Raw genomic sequence first — 19,357 nt, forward strand, 5'->3', positions numbered from 1 at the left:
ATCGTGAAACGAACCGGCATCCGTATCCTCTTTCTCTTTCTTTGCTCGATCCTGCAGGCGGCAGGAGATACCTGGGAGCACTCCACCGCACTCCGGTTCAGTCAGGACTACCGGGAAATCGACGCCCGCCTCAAGGCGATCACCAGGGAGCTGCAACTCCTCCCCTCCCCCTATCAAGGTGTGCCCACCGCCACCGGGGGATACCTTTCCCACTGGCTCGATACGGCGGAAGACCGTGTCATTCTCAGCTTCAAGTGGCACCAGCCACATCCGGTCAATTCCGTCGCGCTGCTGCCGCTTCGGCTCTATCTCGGGGACAAGGGGAAAGTCACCGAAAATGCCTACTGGCCTGGACAAATCGAGATCAAGGCTAACATCAATGGGGAATTGGTGACGCTTGCCCGGGTTACGGACACACAAACAACGATCCGGCGCTCGCTCCCGGAATTGATTGAGTTTGACACCGTGGCGACGGACAACATCAAGATCGTCTGCACCAATCTCACCAAAGAGACCGCCACTCCCCACTATGGCGCAGGGTTTGCCGAAATCTTCATTTTCTCGGACCAGTCCAATATCGCGCCCCGCGCCACCGTCTGGGGGTCAAAAGGTCGAGAGGACATGGTCATTTTCTCCCTCGATTACCTTACCAACGGCCAAACACCACTGGGTTTACCCGAAATCGGACCGGAAACCCCCAAGGGGCTCGGCCTCTATTACGGCCCCGGCAAACATAGCCTCATTCATCCCTATGTCTGCGAAATCACCTTTGACCAGGATACACTGGTGGACGCGGTCCGCCTCGATCCGGCGATCATCCACAAACCCGGGCAATCGTTCCCCGTCAGGTTCGCCATTGAACTGCTCGACCCAAACGGTCAGGTCATCCAGGCGTCAAACGCATACAAAAACACCGCCTACACCAACCCTGGTTTGAACCCCGCCATCTTCCACTTCAAGGAATCGAAGATACGAGGTGTCCGCCTTACCATCTACGAGGCGGCCAATCTCGGTAACAGACAGAATATCATCATCCAACTCAGTGAGATCACGCCGATGCTGCACGGTGTGCCCATTCTTGTTCCCGCGACATTCCAGAACTCGACATTAACCCCCAAACGGAAGAGCCAGAAATTCGAACCCTCCGACGACCAACTGTTCTGGACCCTCGCATCGGTTTATGACGGCATGACTCAAACCGGAAAAGTAATCTCCCACCACCAGTGGATCACAGGATTGGCCATGCGGCAAAAACTGCTAGAGGAACAGGCATCACTGAAGGACCGGCAAACAGCCATCCTCGCAACCACCCGGGCCACAACACTGTGGAGTTCATCCCTGTTGACCTCAGCCCTGATCCTACTCGCCATATTCATCAGCATCCGAAGCCGCAGGCGGGCACAACTCGAAATCCAGAAAATACGGGAACGTATCGCCAGCGACCTCCACGATGAAACAGGCAGCAATCTCGCCGCCATCGTCCTCCATGCCGGGCAACTGCGGGCGAAAAGCAACAAGCCGGACGAACACAAAAGCCTCAATGCCATCCTCCGGCTCAGCAAGGAAAGTGTCTTCGGCCTGCGCGAGGTCCTGCACACCACCGCGCCACGGGTCGGACGCGCCCAGAACGTCCTCGCCTATATGCGCGAACTGGCGGAACTCGTCCTGGCGGATCAAAAATTCACCTTCGACAGCTCCGGCTTCACCAACACCGAGGACTGCCTGAGCGCACAAATACGCAAGGACCTGATCCTCTTCTACAAAGAGGCCCTCAGCAATTGCCAGAAACATGCGCAGTGCAATGAGGTGAAAATCACCCTGTCTAACAATACCCGCCAATTGACTTTAAGCATTGAGGATGACGGAATAGGGATGACCCCCGCGCAGTTAGCCAGGCCCCGCGCCCTCCGCACACTCAAACAAAGGGCGAACAGATTGGACGGGGTTCTCAAAATCGACTCCCAACCCGGTAAAGGGCTGAAGCTCATTCTCCAGGCGCGCCTGTAAAACACAACGGATTCTCCGGCAGGCCTTCTCCCATCGTTTCACTCCTCGCCACAAGTCGCGCGTGTTTACCTGGTACGCTGTTCCTTTGCTGCTTTCTCCCCCCCTCTTCAGCGAACCCATGTGCACCTAACAAAAACATCGCACGCACGCCAAAACAACAAAGACCGCAGCAAAAACCGCTGCAACCCTTGTAAAACCTTGTATTACCAAGTACCGCCAGCCGGGATCGAACCGGCACGAATGTTACCATTCAACGGATTTTAAATCCGTCGCGTCTACCAATTCCGCCATGGCGGCGTACTTGGAATCACCTCGCCGACCCGCAGGCCAGCCGAGCAAGGCGTGCAGACTATTGACGCTTTTTGATTTCGTCAATGGCAGCTTGCAGCGATTTTTTCCTGTGTTCGTCCAGGTCTGGCATGATGCCCTCGAGGAATTCGATACCCGCCTCGGTTCCCACCTTGCCGATGATATCCGAAGCCGCGGTCACGTGGGCCACGTCCATCTCCTTGACCTTGGGCAGGAGCAGCACCTCCGCCCCACTGCCGAGTTGAAGCAGGACATCCGACCACTTGACGGGGTCTTTATGCCAGAGCTCCATGAGGATGGTGTCAGCACCGTCAACCTGATGGGCAATCAGCAACTCCATCGAGGTCTTGGATACCTTGCCCTGGAGGTGGAGTTCTTTCACCGCCTCCAGCACAATCGGGCCCGCACCTGAATCAGGCAGCGCCCATACCTTCAGCGCGTTGATGATTTCCAACTGCAAGTCGGCTTTACTCAGGGGCAGCATCTTGAGTAACTCCTGCGTGATGTCGTCCCTGAGTGCCCGGGGCTTCGCTCCGGCCAGGCGCTTCACCGCATCCATTTGCTCCCTCGGGTCAAAACTTTTCAACGCCTTCAGGTTCTGTGCCTCAAAATCAAGGCTTTCCGAGTCGAGCACCTTATACTTGTCGAGTGAAGCAATCTTGGCCGTTTCCACCGCGATATCGATAATCCGCAGCTCTTTGTCGATTTTCTCAATACGTCCGAATTTTGTGCATAGGGCGGCGATTTCATCGATCGTCATTTTCTGTTCCACCAGTAAAACCAACCCGTCCTCTCCGGATTCACCACGTCGATAGAGCGTTTCCCGACTCACCTTGTCGGTCGCTTCATAGAGAAACGAAGCAATTTTTTCCCGGACCGTCTCGCTGGCGCTCCGGATGAAAATACCTACCACCGACTCCTTGGGATGCTTGGCAATAGCGTCACTGACCGGCTCATAGCCTATTTCAAACAAGTAGTCGTCCTTTATCCTGGTCGCCTGCGCGGATGTGTTGTCCTCACCGCCTCCATCAATCAGGACGATCGGCTCCGTGGAAGCACTGGTCGGATTGCCTGGAAACAAGACGGGTAGAGCCAGTAGGATCGCCGCAAATACCAAGGTCAGCAACACACCAAGCTTTCTATTGTGTGCGGTCCCATAGATCACAAGCAAACCTCCCACCAAGGCCGAAAACCCGCATAGAATAAAGCGGTTCATGGTTTCCATATCCCGCATCGCCCCCTCCTTGCCTCCCGCAAGAAGGAACACAATGATGATCAACGACATCAGGGCGATACCCGACATCATCGCCACAGTACGGCGCGGCCGCGGTGGACCTACCTGGTCGAAATTAACATTCGGCTGGTAGTGGGCCTGGGCGAATTCAACATTGGCGGCACCTTCGTGCGCACTCCTTCCAAACCGCTCAAGATGTGAATCCCGCTTCTCGCCAGGGTAGAATTTTTCCTTCTCTTTGACCACCTCGTCCATAGACACCTTGAACCTACCGTCGCAGGAACCACATTCCACGGTCTTGCCGAGGAAATCCTCGGTCACATCAAATCTCTGGCTACATTCGGGGCATTGAATCCTCATAATCTTGACTGGTTATACGTCTCACCTCTTGGAGTATGCGCAAAGCCTATCCGTTCACCTTTATTTTGGCCACTAAGAAAAAAGCATTTATGCACTCACCCGCGCTTGCCCATCTCGTCAGGCTCGGGTAGAAGCATCCCATGCTTGCTGAAATTGAGTCCCTGCTGGTCCTACAGGACCGCGACCAACGCCTCCTCGCTTTAGAAAAAGACATGAAACGCATTCCTGCCGACAAGGAACGCGCCAAGGAACGCCTCGCCAACGATCTCGCCGCCGTCGCCAACGCCAAAAAGGCCGTCCAGGAGAACGAAGTGGCCATTAAAAATACCGAACTCGATATCGGAACACGCAAAAACACACTCGACCGTCTCAAGGTCCAGCAATATGAGACCAAGAAAAACGAAGAGTTCACGGCCCTCGAAAATGAGATCAAGCGCTACAACGACGATGTCGACCAGCTTGAAACCACCGAACTCGAACTGATGGAGAAGGCCGACAGCCTGCGGGACTCACTCAAAAAAGCAGAGGCCGCCCTGGCTCTCACCCAGGGTATGGTCGATGAGGAAATCGCCCAGCTCGATACCCGGGCCACGGAAGTGCACAAGCAATTTGAAGCAGTCAAAGCCGAGCGCTCGACGCTGGCCTCGGCTATCGATGAAGACCTGCTCTCACTCTATGACCGACTGATGACATCCAAAGGCGGCGACGCCATCGTGTCGGCCGAGAACAAGCAATGCCACGGCTGCCACATGAAACTCGTCCCCGCCACCATGATCAAAGTACAGGCCGAAAAGGAAATCGCCCAGTGCGAAAACTGCGGCCGCATCCTCCACCTTTGATTAAACTCTAAGTTCTGAACTCCAGATACCAGAGCCAGCACGACGTATTCAAACGCTGGACGACTCTCCCTCGTTGCAGCACCCTTACCCCCCACGCAGCCTTTCCCATATCCATCACATTGGTATTAGGAGTTTAGAATTTAAAACTTAAAGCAACATGACACCCGACACTATCCGCGAACTCCTCAAACAAGTCCCCTACCCCGGGTTCTCACGTGACATTGTCTCCTTTGGACTGGTCAAGGATGTGCAGTTTGAAAATGGCGTCGTTACCGTCAACATCAGCGTTGAGACCAACGATCCCACGGTTCCCGAGCAGATTTTCAACAACTGCCACGCCATCCTCGATCCACTGCCCGGGGTCAAGCATGCCAAGGTCGAGCTCGATGTCCAGGCACCCGCCACCCAGGCAGGGGCACCCGGCGGCGGCGCTACCAAAAACACCATCCCGGGCGTTAACAACGTCATCGCCGTGGCATCGGGAAAGGGCGGCGTCGGAAAATCCACCGTCGCGTCCAACCTGGCCGTCGCCCTGGCCAACGCAGGACACAAGGTGGGGCTCTGCGACTGTGACCTGTACGGCCCGTCCATCGCACACATGTTTGGCAGCCGGGAACGCCCCCTTGCCACCGAGGACAATCAAATCATCCCCATCCCCGCACACGGTGTCAAACTGATGTCGATGGGCTTCCTGCTGGAAGAGGCCTCGCCGGTCATCGTCCGCGGCCCGCTCGCCACCCGCTATACCCAGCAGTTCCTCCAAAACGTCGAATGGGGTGAGCTTGATTTCCTGATTCTCGATCTCCCCCCCGGCACCGGCGACATCCAGCTCACCATCGTGCAAACCATCGCTCTGACAGGAGCACTGGTCGTCACCACACCCCAGGAGGTCGCCCTGATCGACGCCCGCAAGGCGATCTCGATGTTTGACAAGGTCAACGTGCCCATTCTCGGCCTGATCGAAAACATGGCATGGTTCGAGTGCGACCATGGCAGCCGTTACCCGATCTTCGGCGAAGGTGGCGGTGCCAGGGAGGCGGACAAACTCAAGATCCCGCTGTTAGGACAAATCCCGATCAACATACCGACCCGTGCACAGGGAGACTCCGGCAGCCCCGTGGCACTGATGAATCCTGCGGAGAACCCCGCCAGCGCCGCATTCGCCGACCTGGCAACGGCGGTCTCGTTATCAGCCGTCCCCGAGTAACCGACTGCGCCCGCAAGGTTGCCCGGGAGGGTGCCGGAATGCATCGCGCAGGCGGTGGGGATGCACAGGGTTCTTGTCTGCTTCTGTTTCGTTGTCAGCCATACTTGGTGTTCATTGGCTCCATTGGGTTCGAGCCTTCAGACGGACCGACGCGACCCACTATGCTCTCGACTGACTTCTGTCGCCTCTTCTCCTTACCTCTCGATGAGTCGCTTCGCTGACAAGACAACAAACCTCCCCGGGTAATGCACACTGGCCTCCGCATTTATCCCTGCCGCATATGCGCCAACACCTTTTTGGCAGATAGTGGACTTCGAAGATTCCGGGCTTCTCATCCGGTGTAGTCGCCTCCTTTGTGGTATTTGTTCATCAGAGCAGTGTTTTGCTTCCAGCTTCCTCCAGCCAAAAGACCTCACGGTCTTAGTCTTGCTGTCTGCCAGCGCTTCTCTCGCTGCCGAGTCCGCAGGGGACTTGCCCCCCCCAAGCCAGTGCGCCCTGCCGGGCGCACCAAAAAAACCGCAGCCTCCACGGGGGAGACTGCGGTAGAGTGTGCGATTGTGACACATGAAGCGTCACGCAAGGGGGAGACTGGATCGGCTAGCGCTTGCGACGGATGAGCAAAGCCAGTCCAGCAAGACCCATCAGGGCTGCGGATGACGGCTCGGGAACACATGTGCTGGTGCCGATGAGTCGGAAGTTGTCCAGTGCGATACGGGCATTCGAAGCATAGCTCGTGTCCGTTACGAAAATGGCGAACTTGTAGTTGTCGGCGCTACCAGCACTGCTGTCGATTCCAAGGCTGCTCACATTGAATGTTGTATCCGATGAAGAAGTCCATGGGTTGCTTGATGTGCCGCTGGCGAAGTTCTTTACGAACTGGCCAGGGGCAGTGATCTCGGTGCCGTTCTTCCAAATGCGGAGAGCCACCTGGTTAATCGCAGAGGATTCACCGTAGTTACCTACGTCAAAATTGACATAGTTGACCTGGGACACAGCGTTGTTGGCAAAATCAACGCCAAAGATAACGCAGTCGTTGGCGCTCCAACTGCCAAAGCAGTTGGCTCCGTAGGCGGAATTATCTTCGCTGTCCTTTGTGCTCCAGCTATAGGTGAGGCCTTCAGGATAAACGTTTTTAGGCGTGATGCAGTCGATGCCGTTATCTTCGGGTTGAAGAGAAGCGGAACCACCGACACCGTCTTTAAAGTCCCAGTGGGCAAGAACGCCGTTCTGTGCAAATGCTGGAACCACAAATGCTGCAGATGCAGCGATTAATAGTATTGTATTTTTCATGTTGTATGGGTTGGGGGGATGGAAGGATGGATTGTCTTGGAGGGATGCCCACAACGCTCGATGAGAGCTGCAGGCTGGATAATCAACGCTTGCGACGGACCAGCAAAGCCAGGCTGGCGAGTCCCATCAGGGCTGCGGATGATGGCTCGGGAACACAATCGACTTTGCCGACAGCGCGAAAGTTATCGAGAGCGATACGACCGGAGGAACTCGACGCTCCCGTGGTGTAAATACGGAACTCGAAGGTATCTTCGCTGCCATGCGCACTCGTCAGGTTGAAACTGCTGACGTCCAGGTTCTGGTCGGCGCTGGCCGACCACGGCTGCCCACTACTGTTAGATGTCGCAACTGCGGTAATCGCTTTCCATGCGTTATCGACGTAACCGAGGGAGGTTCCGTTTTTATAGACCCGGACAGCATAATAATCCGGATCATAATATTTCCCATAGTTGGCGATATCGAAGTTGATCTTACTTACGCCACCCGCCGCTTCATTTGAGAATGTCACAGCAAAGGCAACGTAGTCACCGGTTGCCCCACCGTCCCAGGATCCGAAGCAGTTCGCTCCGTATTTTGAGCCGTCTTCACTGTCAGCTGTTGACCAGCTGTAGTTGAGACCATACTTGGTTATATTGTGTGGCTTGACACAATCGATTCCATTGTCTTCCGGCGCGAAGGTCGCCGATCCGGTGGCTCCGTCGACAAAATCCCAGTGGGCGAGCACGCCACTGGTCTGAGCGAAGGTAGGAACAGCAAACGAAATACTCGCCGCGATTATTAGTGTTCTTGTTTTCATGTTCATTCGGGTTGGGGTTATTGGTTTCTGGTTTCGGGGTTATCCAGACATTGTCATTCCGCCCTGCCGAAACAGGTTGGAAGCGTGTCCGGTGCGACACACAACCCAAGCATTACAACCCCCCTTCCTCTACCAATGCAAACAAGACTAACAAACCAAACTAACGAAACCTGTTATTCCCAACAAAACAGGATATAATGTTTCCTTAACTATCTATATTTCCCAAGAAATCTATTCTTCTAGAAATAACCCTCAAACCCGTATAAAGAGGGGGAATCCGCCGCAGCATTATAAAAAACATACGCGTGAACAAATGTTTAACCTAACATTTTTTATCTAGCATGTTTAATAGTTAACCTAACATGAACACCATACACTCGGAATAATCAATACAGGCTACGCAAAATACAAGAATGGCCCGTTTGAACCGATTCCGAGAAAGCGGGACACTAGTGGATCGAACCAGTTAGAGCGCAGCAGCCCTTGATTTCCTCCAGGCCACGATGGCTTCGATGACCATCCATGCTTCGAGCAAAAGCGCCGTGAAACCGATGGCGACCAGCAGCCAGCTGCCCTGCTCGATCCAGCTATGGGATGATCCGATCGCCTGGCCGAAAATCTGGTATGCCATTGCCCATGCCGGCAGCACCAGCATGAAAAACGCGGGGATGACAACAAACCACACCGGCATACGCTGACGCCTCATCCAGAAAATGATAACCAGGAACGCGAGCCCGCCCAGTAGCTGGTTGGTGGCGCCAAAAAGAGGCCAGAGGATCAGCCCACCGGTTCCTGGAGGTTTTCCTTCGGCCGCAGGCAGTGATGCCATCCACCACGCCACGGCAATCGCAAACAACGTGGCGCCATGCTTATTGACCAACCAGCTCAGCGGATTGGCGGTGAGGGGGATTTTCGACTCCGGGGCCGGGGAGTCATCACCCTCATCCCCGGATTGGGGGCGGATCAGGCAGGCGGCTAACTCCTGAACCACATAGCGTTGTAACCGGCATGCCGTATCCAGCGTCGTCGCGGCAAAGGATGCCACAAACACACCCATCAATGCCGTGGCAAAGCCAGCGGATATACCCAGGGCTTTGAGAAAATTGGCGGCTCCGTCAACAAAGGCACCCACCTTGGCGCCCAGACCACTCATGCTGGTCCACCCCGTGTAGCGTGCATCCCAGGCATCCGGACCTAACAAAATGCCCCCTGCCCCGTCGCTCACACCGAGGCCAAGCCCGGCCACGCAGGCCAGGATCACGAGCACGGCGAGAAAACCCTCGGTGAGCATGGACCCGTAGCCAACAAACCTGGCATCCGTTTCACAACGCAGCTGTTTGGATGAGGTGCCCGAGGAAACCAGGCAGTGGAAACCCGACACCGCACCACAGGCGATGGTGATGAAGAGAAATGGGAAAATCATCGGCAGCTGCTTGGCCTCGAGGGATGTTTCCAGCATCGGCGCGGCGATTTCCAGGGCCGGGCGCACACCATCGACAGGTGCGCCATTAAACAAACCCGCCACAACCAGACCGATCATGATCAGGCCCAGGGCGCTGAGCAGCTGGAGTGAGTTGATGTAGTCGCGGGGCTGGAGCAATGTCCACACTGGCAAAACCGACGCGATGTACGAGTAGACCAGCAACACGCTGACCCAGTGCATCAGCGGCCAGTCTTTGAGGTAGTCATTCATCTGGCCCAGCCAGCCCACATTGCCGAACAGGACCGAAAGATACATCAGCACCAGCGCGACCACCGAGGCGATCATGATATTGCCCCCCTTGCGGTGGATCAACAACCCGATCAACAAAGCCAGGGGAATCTGGACCAGACAGGGGGCGATCGACTGGGGATAGGCTTTGAAAACGGCGGCTATCACCAGCCCGAAAATCGCCAGCACAATGGTCAGCGCCAGAAAGAGGATCAGTAAAAACAAAACCCGGACACGAGGTGATATCACCCGCCCGGCGATGTCACCAACGGTGTGCCCCTTGTTGCGCATCGACACAATAAGGGCTCCAAAATCATGCACTGCCCCAATGAAAATCGACCCCAACAGCACCCAGAGCAAGGCCGGCACCCATCCCCACATCACCGCCAGGGCCGGCCCGACAATCGGCCCCGTGCCGGCAATCGAGGTGAAGTGGTGGCCAAACACCACCCCCTTGGACGTCGGCACATAATCATTGCCGTCCTCGAGCTCCAGCGAGGGCACCTTGGCATCGGCATCGAGTTTGAAAATTTTCCGCGCAAGCCACTTGCCATACGTGTTGTAGGCGATGATGTAGAGGATGCATGCCCCGAGAGCGATTGCCAGTGTTGTCATACTCCGCCAGTAAGTATTTTCCAACTACAGAATACAACATCAAATTCAGCATTGCATGACGCAAGACTTTCAGAGATGCTGACGCCGCTATGGCAGACTGGTTTTACGGTAAAGACAACGCACAACATGGTCCGGTTTCCGATTTGGAAATCCGCAACCTCATTTCAACAGGTCAAATCACCCAGGAGACCATCATCTGGCGTGAGGGGATGGCCGACTGGATACCACTGAAAGACGTACCCGATTTCAAGGTTTCCCAAGGCACCAGTCAAGGCACCCCGGGTGCAGCCACACCTTACGCCACGCCCCAGACCTACGCCGGCCAGCAACCTTATGGTGTCGGCATGCCTACGGACGGCCTGGCGATCGCGAGTCTGGTCTGTGGTATCCTGGCGATTGTTAGCTGCTATGTTTGGGGGCTGTTTGGTATCCCTGCGGTGATTTGTGGACACATGTCACTGAAGAAGATCAACAACAGCCACACCCCGGTCCAAGGCAAGGGCATGGCCATTGCCGGGCTGGTGACAGGCTACATCGGCATTGCCCTCCAGCTGTTCATGATCGTCGCCATCGTTTTCGCAATAGCCACCAGCTCGTCAACGTCGTCACCCTATTCTCCGTGAAAAAACGCCCACTCTGGCCACTGATCCCCCCTGGGGTCGTGGTCGGGATGATGTATCTGTTTGTTGCCGTCGTGCAAAGACTGGCCCGGGACGACCGCCACTCGGTGGCGGGTTGTAAAATCAAACAATGGACGGGTATGTTCTGCCCGGGTTGTGGCGGCACCCGTTGCGCCGAGGAAATCACCCTGGGAAATTGGGTGAGTGCGATGGGATACAACCCCTTGCTGATGACGGGTTTCATCCTCTTCCTCACCGTATCACTTTATCTGATCGTCCGTATCACAATCCTCGGAAACACTACTCCCGGGATACCTAACATACGCGGACGCTGGATCTGGCTCGGCATTGCGGGCATTGCCCTCTTTACCATCCTGCGCAACATCCCCAGCCACCCGTTCACCCTGCTGGCCCCGTGAGAGGGGGCGTGAAAAGGGAGCGTGGGCATCCTGCCGGCATCTGCCTATCGCGCGCAGCATCAAGCCAGGTATGACACACGACATGAAGCCGCAGCTTGCCCCCCACTCCCTAACGTGATGGCACCAGCTGAAGCACAAAGCCCTTCAGATACTCGGTTTCAGGAATAGCGGGCAGCACCGGATGGTCGAGCCGCTGACCATGGCTCGCAATCATCCGCAAGGTTCTTTTGGCATCCACCGAGGCCGATACGATATTCTGCAAAAACAACTCACGGGTCGCGTGATGCGAGCAACAATAAGTGGCCAGAATCCCCTCGTGATCGAGCAGTTTGATTCCGCGCAGGTGGATCTCCTTGTAGCCACGCATCGCATTCATCAGGCTCTTTTTGTTTTTTGTAAACGAAGGAGGGTCCAGAATCACCATGTCGTACTGCTCTTCGCAGTGTTTGAGAAAATCAAAGGCATTATGCTGCACGGCATGGATCTCCACACCATTCAGCTCTGCATTGCGCAGGGTCGCTTCAATGGCAGGGCCGGAGGAATCCACCGCGGTCACACTCGCAGCACCGGCTTTCGCACACGCCAGGGCAAAACCACCCTGGTTACAAAAACAATCCAACACACGCTTCCCTTTCGCCAGCTTCGCAAGCTCACGATGGGCGTCCAACTGGTCGAGATACAGTCCGGTCTTCTGGCCATCCAGCAGGTCGATTTCAAATTTCACACCACCTTCAACGGTCGGGGCCTCGACAATAAAAGGCCCCGGCCTCTCACCATGCAGCATGGTGATTTCCTCCTCGATCCCCTCCGCCGCAAGCATCGGCGAATCATTGCGCAGAATGATCGAATCGGGATTCAAAACATCCTTCAACGCCTGGACGATGAGTTCACGGTTCAGATACATCGCCAGAGTCAGGGTTTGTAACACAAGGTGGTCGCCATACCGGTCGACAATCACTCCGGGAAGGCCATCCGACTCACTCCAGACCAGACGGGCCAATCGTATATCAATCCCGGATCGCTCACGCATTTCCAGCGCTTGCCCGATACGGCGCCCAAAAAACTCCTGGTCGAGTTTCTGTTTCCTGCGGGAAATCCTCCGCGCCACAATCTGCGAATCAGGGTTGTAAATGGCCGTTCCCAGCGGCCGGTCACGGAAGTCCTTCATGGTAATCACATCCCCGGGCTTCGGCTCCCCGAAGAGTTTTTGAATCTCCGAGGCATAGACCCAGTCGTGTCCGTGAAAAATGCGTGAGCGTGGTTTGATGATGATTCCTGCCATGGCGGAGACCGTTGAAGCAGGAACCCTGCTACAATGGGAGACAAATCTGCTCAAAGATCAACTATCCCCACCCCCCGCCGTCAACGACGCCTTCTCGATAACATCAATACAGCGCACAGGCTGAGCAAGCTCATGCTCGACGATTCAGGCACCGTCACCACAGTCAGGTGGTCTAGCGGCACCTGGTCCCCATCGCCTCCAATATTGGTAAAGACAACCGAACGGATGTCGTTGGCGTCGCTGATAAGCCCCATAAAGTAGAGCCTGTTTTGCTGTAAATTCAACTGCGCCGCAGTTACCGAACCTAGCGAACTTCCTGTCGCATTCGGACCGTCGAATGCTTCGATTGTCAGAGTATTCAAAGGCCGGCTCGTCGGAGTAAACATGTCGATCGTCATGAGACCAAAGCCTGTCACCGCAGCATCAAAAGTAACCGTCAACGTTCCTGGTGCCCCCCCCACGGGCGGGTTAGCTCCCAGTATATTTGAGATGCCATGTGTCCCCTCACCGCTGCTTGAGGGACTGCCGCTGCCAGGATTGCCCGGACCCGCTGAATTCACGACTTCCTGATAGTACCCCGTACCGGCCAGCGTCATACCCGGAAAATTTGTCGGATTCAGTGCCCCGACGGCGTGATCGTCAAAGTCTTGCACAGTCACTACGGAACCAGCCAAGCCAGTCGCCACCGCCAGCCAGTCGGTCGAATTACTCGTCGGATTGCTGACAAACCCCGTGAGCGCGGCACTCGCCGAAACCGAAGACATCACAATAGCCAAACCGGCCACTTTCGCAAAATCATGGATTGTTTTCATTGTTGGATGCGTTGTTGTTGTTGTTAACACGATTCGATGAAGAAAAGCGATTGCCCGCATAGAATCGGAGCCATCGTAAAACGCAAAAGCACTGCGAATCAATATTTTAATTCATTGTATTTCAAACACTTACACAAACAGGCAAACAAACATTTTTTAAAACGCTCACAATAAGGTTGGTTTACGCAACCATGCGTCGGGTCAAATCTGCTAGCCATTTACAAAACCAAAATAGCCTGCGACGCATTGACAGAGCGTGCTGCAAATGGCAGGTTGCCCCTATCTCGATTGATGCCCGACCACCGACAACAAGACCCGAACTACGCCATTGCACGTATCGACCTCCCCGATGCCTGCACCCACGGCTTCCAGGTCAGGCTTCAACGTCGGGGGATTAAATACGGCAAGTTTTTCGCCGACGGCGTCCACGGCCACCCGCAACGGGCACTTCAGGCGGCCCGGCAGTGGCGTGATGCCCTGCTGGAGGAACTGGCCGACCGTGCACGCGTCTGCGAGCGGTCCCAGCGTAACAGCTCGGGTGTGGTCGGGGTCTCCAAGATCACCGTGATCGCATCCAACGGCAATAGCTACCAATTCTGGCAAGCCACCTGGTCGCCCGCACCGGGGCAGCGGCGTTGTGTCAAATTCTCGATCAAACGCTACGGCGACCGTGAAGCCTTCCAGCTCGCCGTCGAGGCGAGAACGGAGGGGATCCAGCCTTGAGATAGACAGCCCACAGGTCAAAAGGTGAGTAAGCGGCGAAACAACCCACCCACCCCGTGCGTTTCCTACCACTTTTCCCTTTGTGCTTCCCTCTTCAAACTGAACACTCCAAACTCCCGACGCAATGCACAACCTTTTTCTCCTCGATGGCATGGCACTCGTTTACCGGGCGCACTTTGCCTTCTTCCGCAACCCCATTATCACCAGTACCGGACTGAATACTTCGGCCATTTACGGATTCACCAACACATTGTTAGATATCATTGAAAACCAGGGAGCCAGCCACGTGGGCGTCGCTTTTGATACCCAGGAGCCGACACCACGGCACATGCTCTACCCTGAATACAAAGCACAGCGAGAGGCGATGCCCGAGGAGCTGGCACTGGCCATCCCCTACGTCAAAAAACTATGTCTGGCGATGGGCATTCCCGTGTTGGAGCTCGATGGCTATGAAGCTGACGACATCATTGGCACCATCGCGCACCGGGCAGACCAAAAAGGCGGCATCCACACCTACATGGTGACTCCCGACAAGGATTTCGCCCAGCTGGTCAGTCCGACCACGACGATGTGGAAACCCGGTCGAAGCGGCGGCAACCACGAGCTCCTGGACGTATCCGCGATCCGGGCTCAATGGAACGTGCAGCACCCGAGGCAGGTCATCGATATCCTCGGTCTGTGGGGTGACGCCTCGGACAATATCCCGGGGGTGCCGGGCATCGGGGAAAAGACAGCGAAAAAACTCATCGCTGAGTTCGGCTCGATGGAAAACATTCTCGCATCAACCAGCCAGCTAAAAGGCAAACAAAAGGAAAACCTCGAAAACTTTGCCGACCAGGCATTGCTTTCCAAACAGCTTGCTACCATCATTCTCGATGTTCCGATTGACGTGACCTGGGACGACCTCTGCATTGGTGGTCGCGATGACGAAGCCACCCAGGCCTTGCTCACCGAGCTTGAGTTCAACTCGCTGGGAAAACGCATCTACGGCGAAGACTTTGTGGCTGGCCGGGGCCACCAGGCCGACGTGGCGGAGACCTCCGGTCACCCCGCCTCAGAACCAATGCCAACGCAAACATCCCTCAGGACCATCGCCGATGTCGACCACAGCTACCACCTGATCGATACCGTCAATGGCCTCCATGACCTGGTCAAAAAACTCTCACTCGCCGACCGCTTCTGTTTTGACCTCGAAACCACCTCTCTCGACCCCCGCAGCTGTGACATCCTTGGTATCGCCTTTGCCATCAAAGCCCACGAGGCATACTTCGTTCACACCGGAGCCGGAAGCCACCTCACCACCCGGATGGCACTCGATAAACTGGGCGTCATCTTCCACTCGAAGCTGGAGAAAATCGGCCACAACCTGAAGTTCGATCTCTCGGTGCTGCGCGCCCACGACTACCAGGTCAGCGGCCCGTTCTTCGACACCATGCTCGTCCACACCATCGTCACCCCCGAGCAACGACACAGCATGGACATCGTTTCCGAAGCTCTGTTAGGATACACCCCCGTCAAACTGAAAGACCTCGCCGAAAAGATGGTTGAACCCGAAAACGACCTTTTTGGTCTCTCTGAGGAGGAAACCGTACCCGCTGCAAAGAAGGGCAGGAAAAAGGACATCAACATGTCGCTGATCCCGGTGGCCGATCTGGCGGAATATGCGGCAGAGGACGCGGATGTCACTTGGCAGCTTGCCGACAAGCTCCGGCCCCTGCTCGACGCATGCGGCCAGCTCGACATCTACCAGGAAATCGAAGCCCCGCTGCTCCCTGTCCTGGTCGCGATGGAAAACGAGGGGATTTCGCTCGATGTCCGGGCACTCAAGGACATTGGCGACGGGCTGGCAACACGTATCTCCACCCTCTCGGAGAAAATCACCGAAGCCGCAGGCCACGCATTCAACCTGAACTCCCCCAAGCAGTTAGGCGAGATTCTCTTTGGTGAAATGGAGCTGGTTGAAAAACCGAAAAAAACCAAAACCGGCCAGTTCAAGACCGATGAGCAAACGCTCTCGGCATTAGCACCAAAACACCCGATTGTTGCTGACATCCTCGACTACCGCGAGGCCACCAAACTGAAGTCGACCTACGTCGACGCGCTGCCCACCCACGTTTCCAAGCGCACCGGACGGGTGCACACACATTTCCACCAGCTGTTGGCATCCACCGGTCGACTGGCCTCCAGTGATCCCAATTTGCAAAACATCCCGGTGCGCTCGGCTGCCGGGCGTGAAATCCGCAAGGCCTTTGTGCCGCGTGATCAATACCACACCCTGCTCGCAGCCGACTACTCCCAGGTAGAACTCCGCGTCATGGCAGCGCTTTCAGGTGACGAGGCGATGATCCAGGCCATCAAGGACGATCTCGACATCCACGCCGCCACCGCAGCCCGCGTCTACAGTGTCCACCTCGATGAGGTCACCGCCGAGATGCGTCGCAATGCCAAGATGGTCAACTTCGGTATCATCTACGGCATCTCCGCCTTCGGGCTGTCACAGCGGCTCGGAATCGGACGCAGTGAGGCGGCGGAAATCATCGAGACCTACTTCCAACAATACCCTGGTATCAAGGACTACATGGACCGCACCATCGGGACCGCCACCGCGAACGGCTACGTCCGGACCCTCAGTGGCAGGAAGTGCTGGATCAGGAACATCGATTCCAAAAACGCCACCGTCCGCAACGGGGCCGAGCGCGCCGCCATCAATGCCCCGGTCCAGGGCAGCGCCGCCGATATGATCAAATTCGCCATGATCAAGGTGGGTCGCCTACTGGAAAAGGAAGACGCAAAAACCCGAATGCTCCTCCAGGTGCATGACGAACTGCTCTTTGACCTCCACCTCAGCGAACAGGAATCCCTGGTACCCAAAATCGTTGCCACCATGGAAAACGCCATGGTCATCCCGCATGACATCCATTGCAAGGTGGACATCGGCACCGGAGCCAACTGGCTGGAAGCACATTAATGTGGCGGCTAATGTGGCGGCGGTTTGCAACCGCCTCGTCCCTATTTACCCATAGACTTGGCGGTTGCAAACCGCCGTCACCCCTACGTCACCTCCTTGCGCTGCACCTCGATTTCACCGAGGATCGTATCCTGCCTGATACGGAACTGGTTCATCTTCATCAGCTCTAACACAGCGAGGAATGTAACAATCACTTCCGCCTTCGAGGTGGCCGCCAGAAAGAGTGCAGTAAACTTGATACTGGCCCCAGGTGCCATCGCGCCGAGAAGGTATTCGATTTTATCCGAAACCGTAAAACGGTCGTCGACAATGTCACCGAGGTCCGTCGATTCCTCAAAGCGTTTCAGCACATTCTGGAACGCCCTGATCAGGTCGAAAATATTGACATCCGGCAGCGGTTCATCGGCATCCTCGACAGGGGGAGCCGTCTTCTCCGGCATGTGGGCAAAGAAATTCTCCTGCTCGGTCTCCTTGCGCGACAGGAAACCTGCGGCGTCTTTGAATTTTTTATACTCGATCAGCTGGCGGATCAGTTCCCAGCGGGGGTCATCCTCCTCGATATCCTCCTCGGGAGGCATCACCGACTTCGGCAGCAGGGTGCGGCTCTTGATATACATCAGATTGGCCGCCATCACGATAAACTCCGACGCCAGGTCGATGTTGAGCATCTTGAAGGTGTCGATGTATGTGAGATACTGCTTGGTGATCCGCTCAATGGAAATCGTATGGATATCTACCTCGTCCTTTTTGATCAGGTAAAGGAGCAGATCCAGGGGACCCTCGAAAATATCGAGTCTGACTTTGTAATCGGTGGTTTCCACGTGGGGGAGATCGATAGGTTATCCCGCCCCCTCAGGCGAGGAAAAATTTACCCTCCAGGCAGTAAACCCCGTCAAATCGCCCTATTAACGGCAACCGCGGTAGCCACCGTAATACCCGCCATAGTGGCCGCTACGCCGGTAATGGCCACTATGATGATGACCGTTGTTGTGACCCGCCGCATAAGCCACGGCACCAAGAGCCAGCGCCCCCACCGCCACTGCGCCAGGGTCAACGGTTTGTATCGGCCTTCCGTATGAATCATACGAGGTCACGCAGTTCGAAAAGAGCAGCGCCGAAGCAATGCCGGCCACGGTGAGCTTGATCCATGATTTTCTGTGTTCCATGCCCTAATAGACGGAGGTTTGGGCTGCTTTATTCACAAAATTTGACAGGATTTTTCTGAATGGCCACATCACCAGCCGCCGCATCGTCGCAACAACAAAAAGTAGGACGAGTTTCCAACTTGTCGGCAACCCAAGCGACGCCTTTTTCGAGAAAAATGGCAGCCAAATCATCCGCGAGCATGACGTTTCTTTCTCCTTCGGATGAACACAAACACAATGCCCACAACCAAAAAGCCAATCATCAATCGGGCTGCCATAGAAGGTTGCAGCGGCTTACCCCAAGGACGTGGATGCACAAGATTCGCAACGTCAAACCCCTCCTCGCCCCAAACCGTATCAGCACCACCATCAAACAAGGTTTTCCCCATTCCTATCTTGGCTTTGCACGTGTCTTTGTTGATCAGTAGTTGTTTGACCGCGCCGTCAATACGCAGCACAACGGCTTTATGGTCGTAAGGCTTGGGGTCAAACTGGACACCCTCCCCCGACATGGGGGCGAGCAGGACCGGGCGGCCTGAGTTATCCGAGGTCGATTGGTTTTTCACGTAAGAAAACCCACATTCCCCCGCCTCAAGAATCCGGCTGCGCGAAGAAATATCGTCATCAGCTTTCCGGCCTGGGTCCTTTTCCCACGGAGCGACAAATATTTGCTCCGATTTCGTATAGCCACCAGCAATGAACTGGCCCATGTAGTCGTTCGAATACTCGCCCTTGCAGGTTCTCAGGTCAACTATGGGTTCGCCTCCCATTCCTGTATGCAAAATGGCTGTCGCATCGCCAGGAAACTCGCCGTAGTCCTGATCGAATTCAATGAGAAGATAGAAAACCTGCTTGGCATTACTGGTAGTGGAAGTCATCGCAGCTTTTTTATGCGATTTCATTACCACCGGAGTAGTCACGAAGGCCAGCGCGAGCACCAGCAACACACCTAATACAACCATGCCATAAGTTATACGTGGTTTCAGTTTCGGATCTTGTTCTTCCATGGTTTTATGGGTT

General features: G+C 55.4%; 17 protein-coding genes and 1 tRNA gene. 7 read left to right on the forward strand and 11 right to left on the reverse strand.

Going from position 1 to position 19,357, the window contains the following annotated elements; all coding sequences use genetic code 11:
* Window positions 1-3: 3 nt before the first annotated feature.
* Window positions 4-2,007 carry an ATP-binding protein gene (locus H7A51_18315; GenBank protein ID MCP5538173.1) on the forward strand — a complete coding sequence of 668 codons (2,004 nt, stop codon included), beginning with the start codon at window positions 4-6 and terminating at the stop codon, window positions 2,005-2,007.
* Window positions 2,008-2,218: 211 nt separating this feature from the next.
* Here the strand turns inward: H7A51_18315 and H7A51_18320 are convergent.
* Both H7A51_18320 and H7A51_18325 read right to left on the reverse strand, forming a co-directional pair.
* Window positions 2,219-2,304: transfer RNA gene (locus H7A51_18320), tRNA-Leu, on the reverse strand.
* A gap of 52 nt (window positions 2,305-2,356) precedes the next feature.
* The gene (locus tag H7A51_18325; protein ID MCP5538174.1) at window positions 2,357-3,910 is read right to left on the reverse strand and encodes a hypothetical protein; all 1,554 of its coding nucleotides are present in this window, start codon (window positions 3,908-3,910) and stop codon (window positions 2,357-2,359) included.
* 140 nt (window positions 3,911-4,050) lie between these two features.
* Between H7A51_18325 and H7A51_18330 the strand changes: the two genes are divergently transcribed.
* Together H7A51_18330 and H7A51_18335 are read left to right on the forward strand one after the other, a co-directional pair.
* The gene (locus tag H7A51_18330; protein ID MCP5538175.1) at window positions 4,051-4,749 is read left to right on the forward strand and encodes a hypothetical protein; all 699 of its coding nucleotides are present in this window, start codon (window positions 4,051-4,053) and stop codon (window positions 4,747-4,749) included.
* 157 nt (window positions 4,750-4,906) lie between these two features.
* Entirely contained in the window at window positions 4,907-5,956 is a 1,050-nt protein-coding gene (locus H7A51_18335; GenBank protein ID MCP5538176.1) for an Mrp/NBP35 family ATP-binding protein, read from the forward strand.
* Between the two features lie 597 nt (window positions 5,957-6,553).
* On the opposite strand, the gene H7A51_18340 is transcribed toward H7A51_18335, so the two are convergent.
* The 3 genes from H7A51_18340 to H7A51_18350 form a co-directional block, all read right to left on the reverse strand.
* On the reverse strand, window positions 6,554-7,246 hold the full coding sequence (locus H7A51_18340) for a PEP-CTERM sorting domain-containing protein (GenBank protein MCP5538177.1): 693 nt from the start codon (window positions 7,244-7,246) through the stop codon (window positions 6,554-6,556).
* Between the two features lie 82 nt (window positions 7,247-7,328).
* Window positions 7,329-8,042 carry a PEP-CTERM sorting domain-containing protein gene (locus H7A51_18345; protein ID MCP5538178.1) on the reverse strand — a complete coding sequence of 238 codons (714 nt, stop codon included), beginning with the start codon at window positions 8,040-8,042 and terminating at the stop codon, window positions 7,329-7,331.
* Between the two features lie 466 nt (window positions 8,043-8,508).
* A complete protein-coding gene (locus tag H7A51_18350; GenBank protein MCP5538179.1) occupies window positions 8,509-10,368 on the reverse strand; it encodes a carbon starvation protein A in 1,860 nt (619 codons plus the stop codon).
* 89 nt (window positions 10,369-10,457) lie between these two features.
* Here H7A51_18350 and H7A51_18355 point away from each other — a divergent pair, with 89 nt between their 5' ends.
* Entirely contained in the window at window positions 10,458-10,991 is a 534-nt protein-coding gene (locus H7A51_18355) for a DUF4190 domain-containing protein (protein MCP5538180.1), read from the forward strand.
* Complete coding sequence (locus tag H7A51_18360) at window positions 10,988-11,407, forward strand: DUF2752 domain-containing protein (GenBank protein ID MCP5538181.1); 420 nt, start codon at window positions 10,988-10,990, stop codon at window positions 11,405-11,407. Before H7A51_18355 ends, H7A51_18360 begins: the two co-directional genes overlap by 4 nt.
* 109 nt (window positions 11,408-11,516) lie before the next feature.
* Here H7A51_18360 and H7A51_18365 read toward each other — a convergent pair whose 3' ends face one another.
* Together H7A51_18365 and H7A51_18370 are read right to left on the reverse strand one after the other, a co-directional pair.
* Complete coding sequence (locus tag H7A51_18365) at window positions 11,517-12,689, reverse strand: class I SAM-dependent rRNA methyltransferase (GenBank protein ID MCP5538182.1); 1,173 nt, start codon at window positions 12,687-12,689, stop codon at window positions 11,517-11,519.
* Window positions 12,690-12,769: 80 nt separating this feature from the next.
* Window positions 12,770-13,501 (reverse strand): hypothetical protein, encoded by a 732-nt coding sequence (locus tag H7A51_18370; GenBank protein MCP5538183.1) that lies wholly within the window; start codon window positions 13,499-13,501, stop codon window positions 12,770-12,772.
* Window positions 13,502-13,792: 291 nt separating this feature from the next.
* On the opposite strand from H7A51_18370, the gene H7A51_18375 reads away from it, so the two are divergent.
* Both H7A51_18375 and polA read left to right on the forward strand, forming a co-directional pair.
* Entirely contained in the window at window positions 13,793-14,224 is a 432-nt protein-coding gene (locus tag H7A51_18375; protein MCP5538184.1) for a hypothetical protein, read from the forward strand.
* Window positions 14,225-14,348: 124 nt separating this feature from the next.
* Window positions 14,349-17,192, forward strand: coding sequence for a DNA polymerase I (gene polA, locus H7A51_18380; protein MCP5538185.1), 2,844 nt, complete (start codon window positions 14,349-14,351; stop codon window positions 17,190-17,192).
* A gap of 83 nt (window positions 17,193-17,275) precedes the next feature.
* Here polA and H7A51_18385 read toward each other — a convergent pair whose 3' ends face one another.
* From H7A51_18385 to H7A51_18400, 4 genes are all read right to left on the reverse strand, one after another.
* Complete coding sequence (locus H7A51_18385; GenBank protein MCP5538186.1) at window positions 17,276-18,013, reverse strand: segregation/condensation protein A; 738 nt, start codon at window positions 18,011-18,013, stop codon at window positions 17,276-17,278.
* Window positions 18,014-18,097: 84 nt separating this feature from the next.
* The gene (locus H7A51_18390) at window positions 18,098-18,358 is read right to left on the reverse strand and encodes a hypothetical protein (protein MCP5538187.1); all 261 of its coding nucleotides are present in this window, start codon (window positions 18,356-18,358) and stop codon (window positions 18,098-18,100) included.
* A 28-nt stretch (window positions 18,359-18,386) separates the two neighbouring features.
* A complete protein-coding gene (locus tag H7A51_18395; protein ID MCP5538188.1) occupies window positions 18,387-18,539 on the reverse strand; it encodes a hypothetical protein in 153 nt (50 codons plus the stop codon).
* On the reverse strand, window positions 18,526-19,344 hold the full coding sequence (locus H7A51_18400; GenBank protein MCP5538189.1) for a hypothetical protein: 819 nt from the start codon (window positions 19,342-19,344) through the stop codon (window positions 18,526-18,528). Before H7A51_18400 ends, H7A51_18395 begins: the two co-directional genes overlap by 14 nt.
* Between the last annotated feature and the right edge of the window lie 13 nt (window positions 19,345-19,357).

It is taken from the genome of Akkermansiaceae bacterium (genome assembly GCA_024233115.1).
Classification (GTDB): domain Bacteria; phylum Verrucomicrobiota; class Verrucomicrobiia; order Verrucomicrobiales; family Akkermansiaceae; genus Oceaniferula.

Excerpts from the sequence above, each read along its gene's own strand:
- H7A51_18325 (MCP5538174.1), bottom strand. The coding sequence starts at position 3,910 with ATGAGGATTCAATGCCCCGAATGTAGCCAGAGATTTGATGTGACCGAG.
- H7A51_18330 (MCP5538175.1), top strand. The coding sequence starts at position 4,051 with ATGCTTGCTGAAATTGAGTCCCTGCTGGTCCTACAGGACCGCGACCAA.
- H7A51_18335 (MCP5538176.1), top strand. The coding sequence starts at position 4,907 with ATGACACCCGACACTATCCGCGAACTCCTCAAACAAGTCCCCTACCCC.
- H7A51_18340 (MCP5538177.1), bottom strand. The coding sequence starts at position 7,246 with ATGAAAAATACAATACTATTAATCGCTGCATCTGCAGCATTTGTGGTT.
- H7A51_18345 (MCP5538178.1), bottom strand. The coding sequence starts at position 8,042 with ATGAAAACAAGAACACTAATAATCGCGGCGAGTATTTCGTTTGCTGTT.
- H7A51_18350 (MCP5538179.1), bottom strand. The coding sequence starts at position 10,368 with ATGACAACACTGGCAATCGCTCTCGGGGCATGCATCCTCTACATCATC.
- H7A51_18355 (MCP5538180.1), top strand. The coding sequence starts at position 10,458 with ATGGCAGACTGGTTTTACGGTAAAGACAACGCACAACATGGTCCGGTT.
- H7A51_18365 (MCP5538182.1), bottom strand. The coding sequence starts at position 12,689 with ATGGCAGGAATCATCATCAAACCACGCTCACGCATTTTTCACGGACAC.
- H7A51_18370 (MCP5538183.1), bottom strand. The coding sequence starts at position 13,501 with ATGAAAACAATCCATGATTTTGCGAAAGTGGCCGGTTTGGCTATTGTG.
- H7A51_18375 (MCP5538184.1), top strand. The coding sequence starts at position 13,793 with ATGCCCGACCACCGACAACAAGACCCGAACTACGCCATTGCACGTATC.
- polA (MCP5538185.1), top strand. The coding sequence starts at position 14,349 with ATGCACAACCTTTTTCTCCTCGATGGCATGGCACTCGTTTACCGGGCG.
- H7A51_18390 (MCP5538187.1), bottom strand. The coding sequence starts at position 18,358 with ATGGAACACAGAAAATCATGGATCAAGCTCACCGTGGCCGGCATTGCT.
- H7A51_18395 (MCP5538188.1), bottom strand. The coding sequence starts at position 18,539 with ATGCTCGCGGATGATTTGGCTGCCATTTTTCTCGAAAAAGGCGTCGCT.
- H7A51_18400 (MCP5538189.1), bottom strand. The coding sequence starts at position 19,344 with ATGGAAGAACAAGATCCGAAACTGAAACCACGTATAACTTATGGCATG.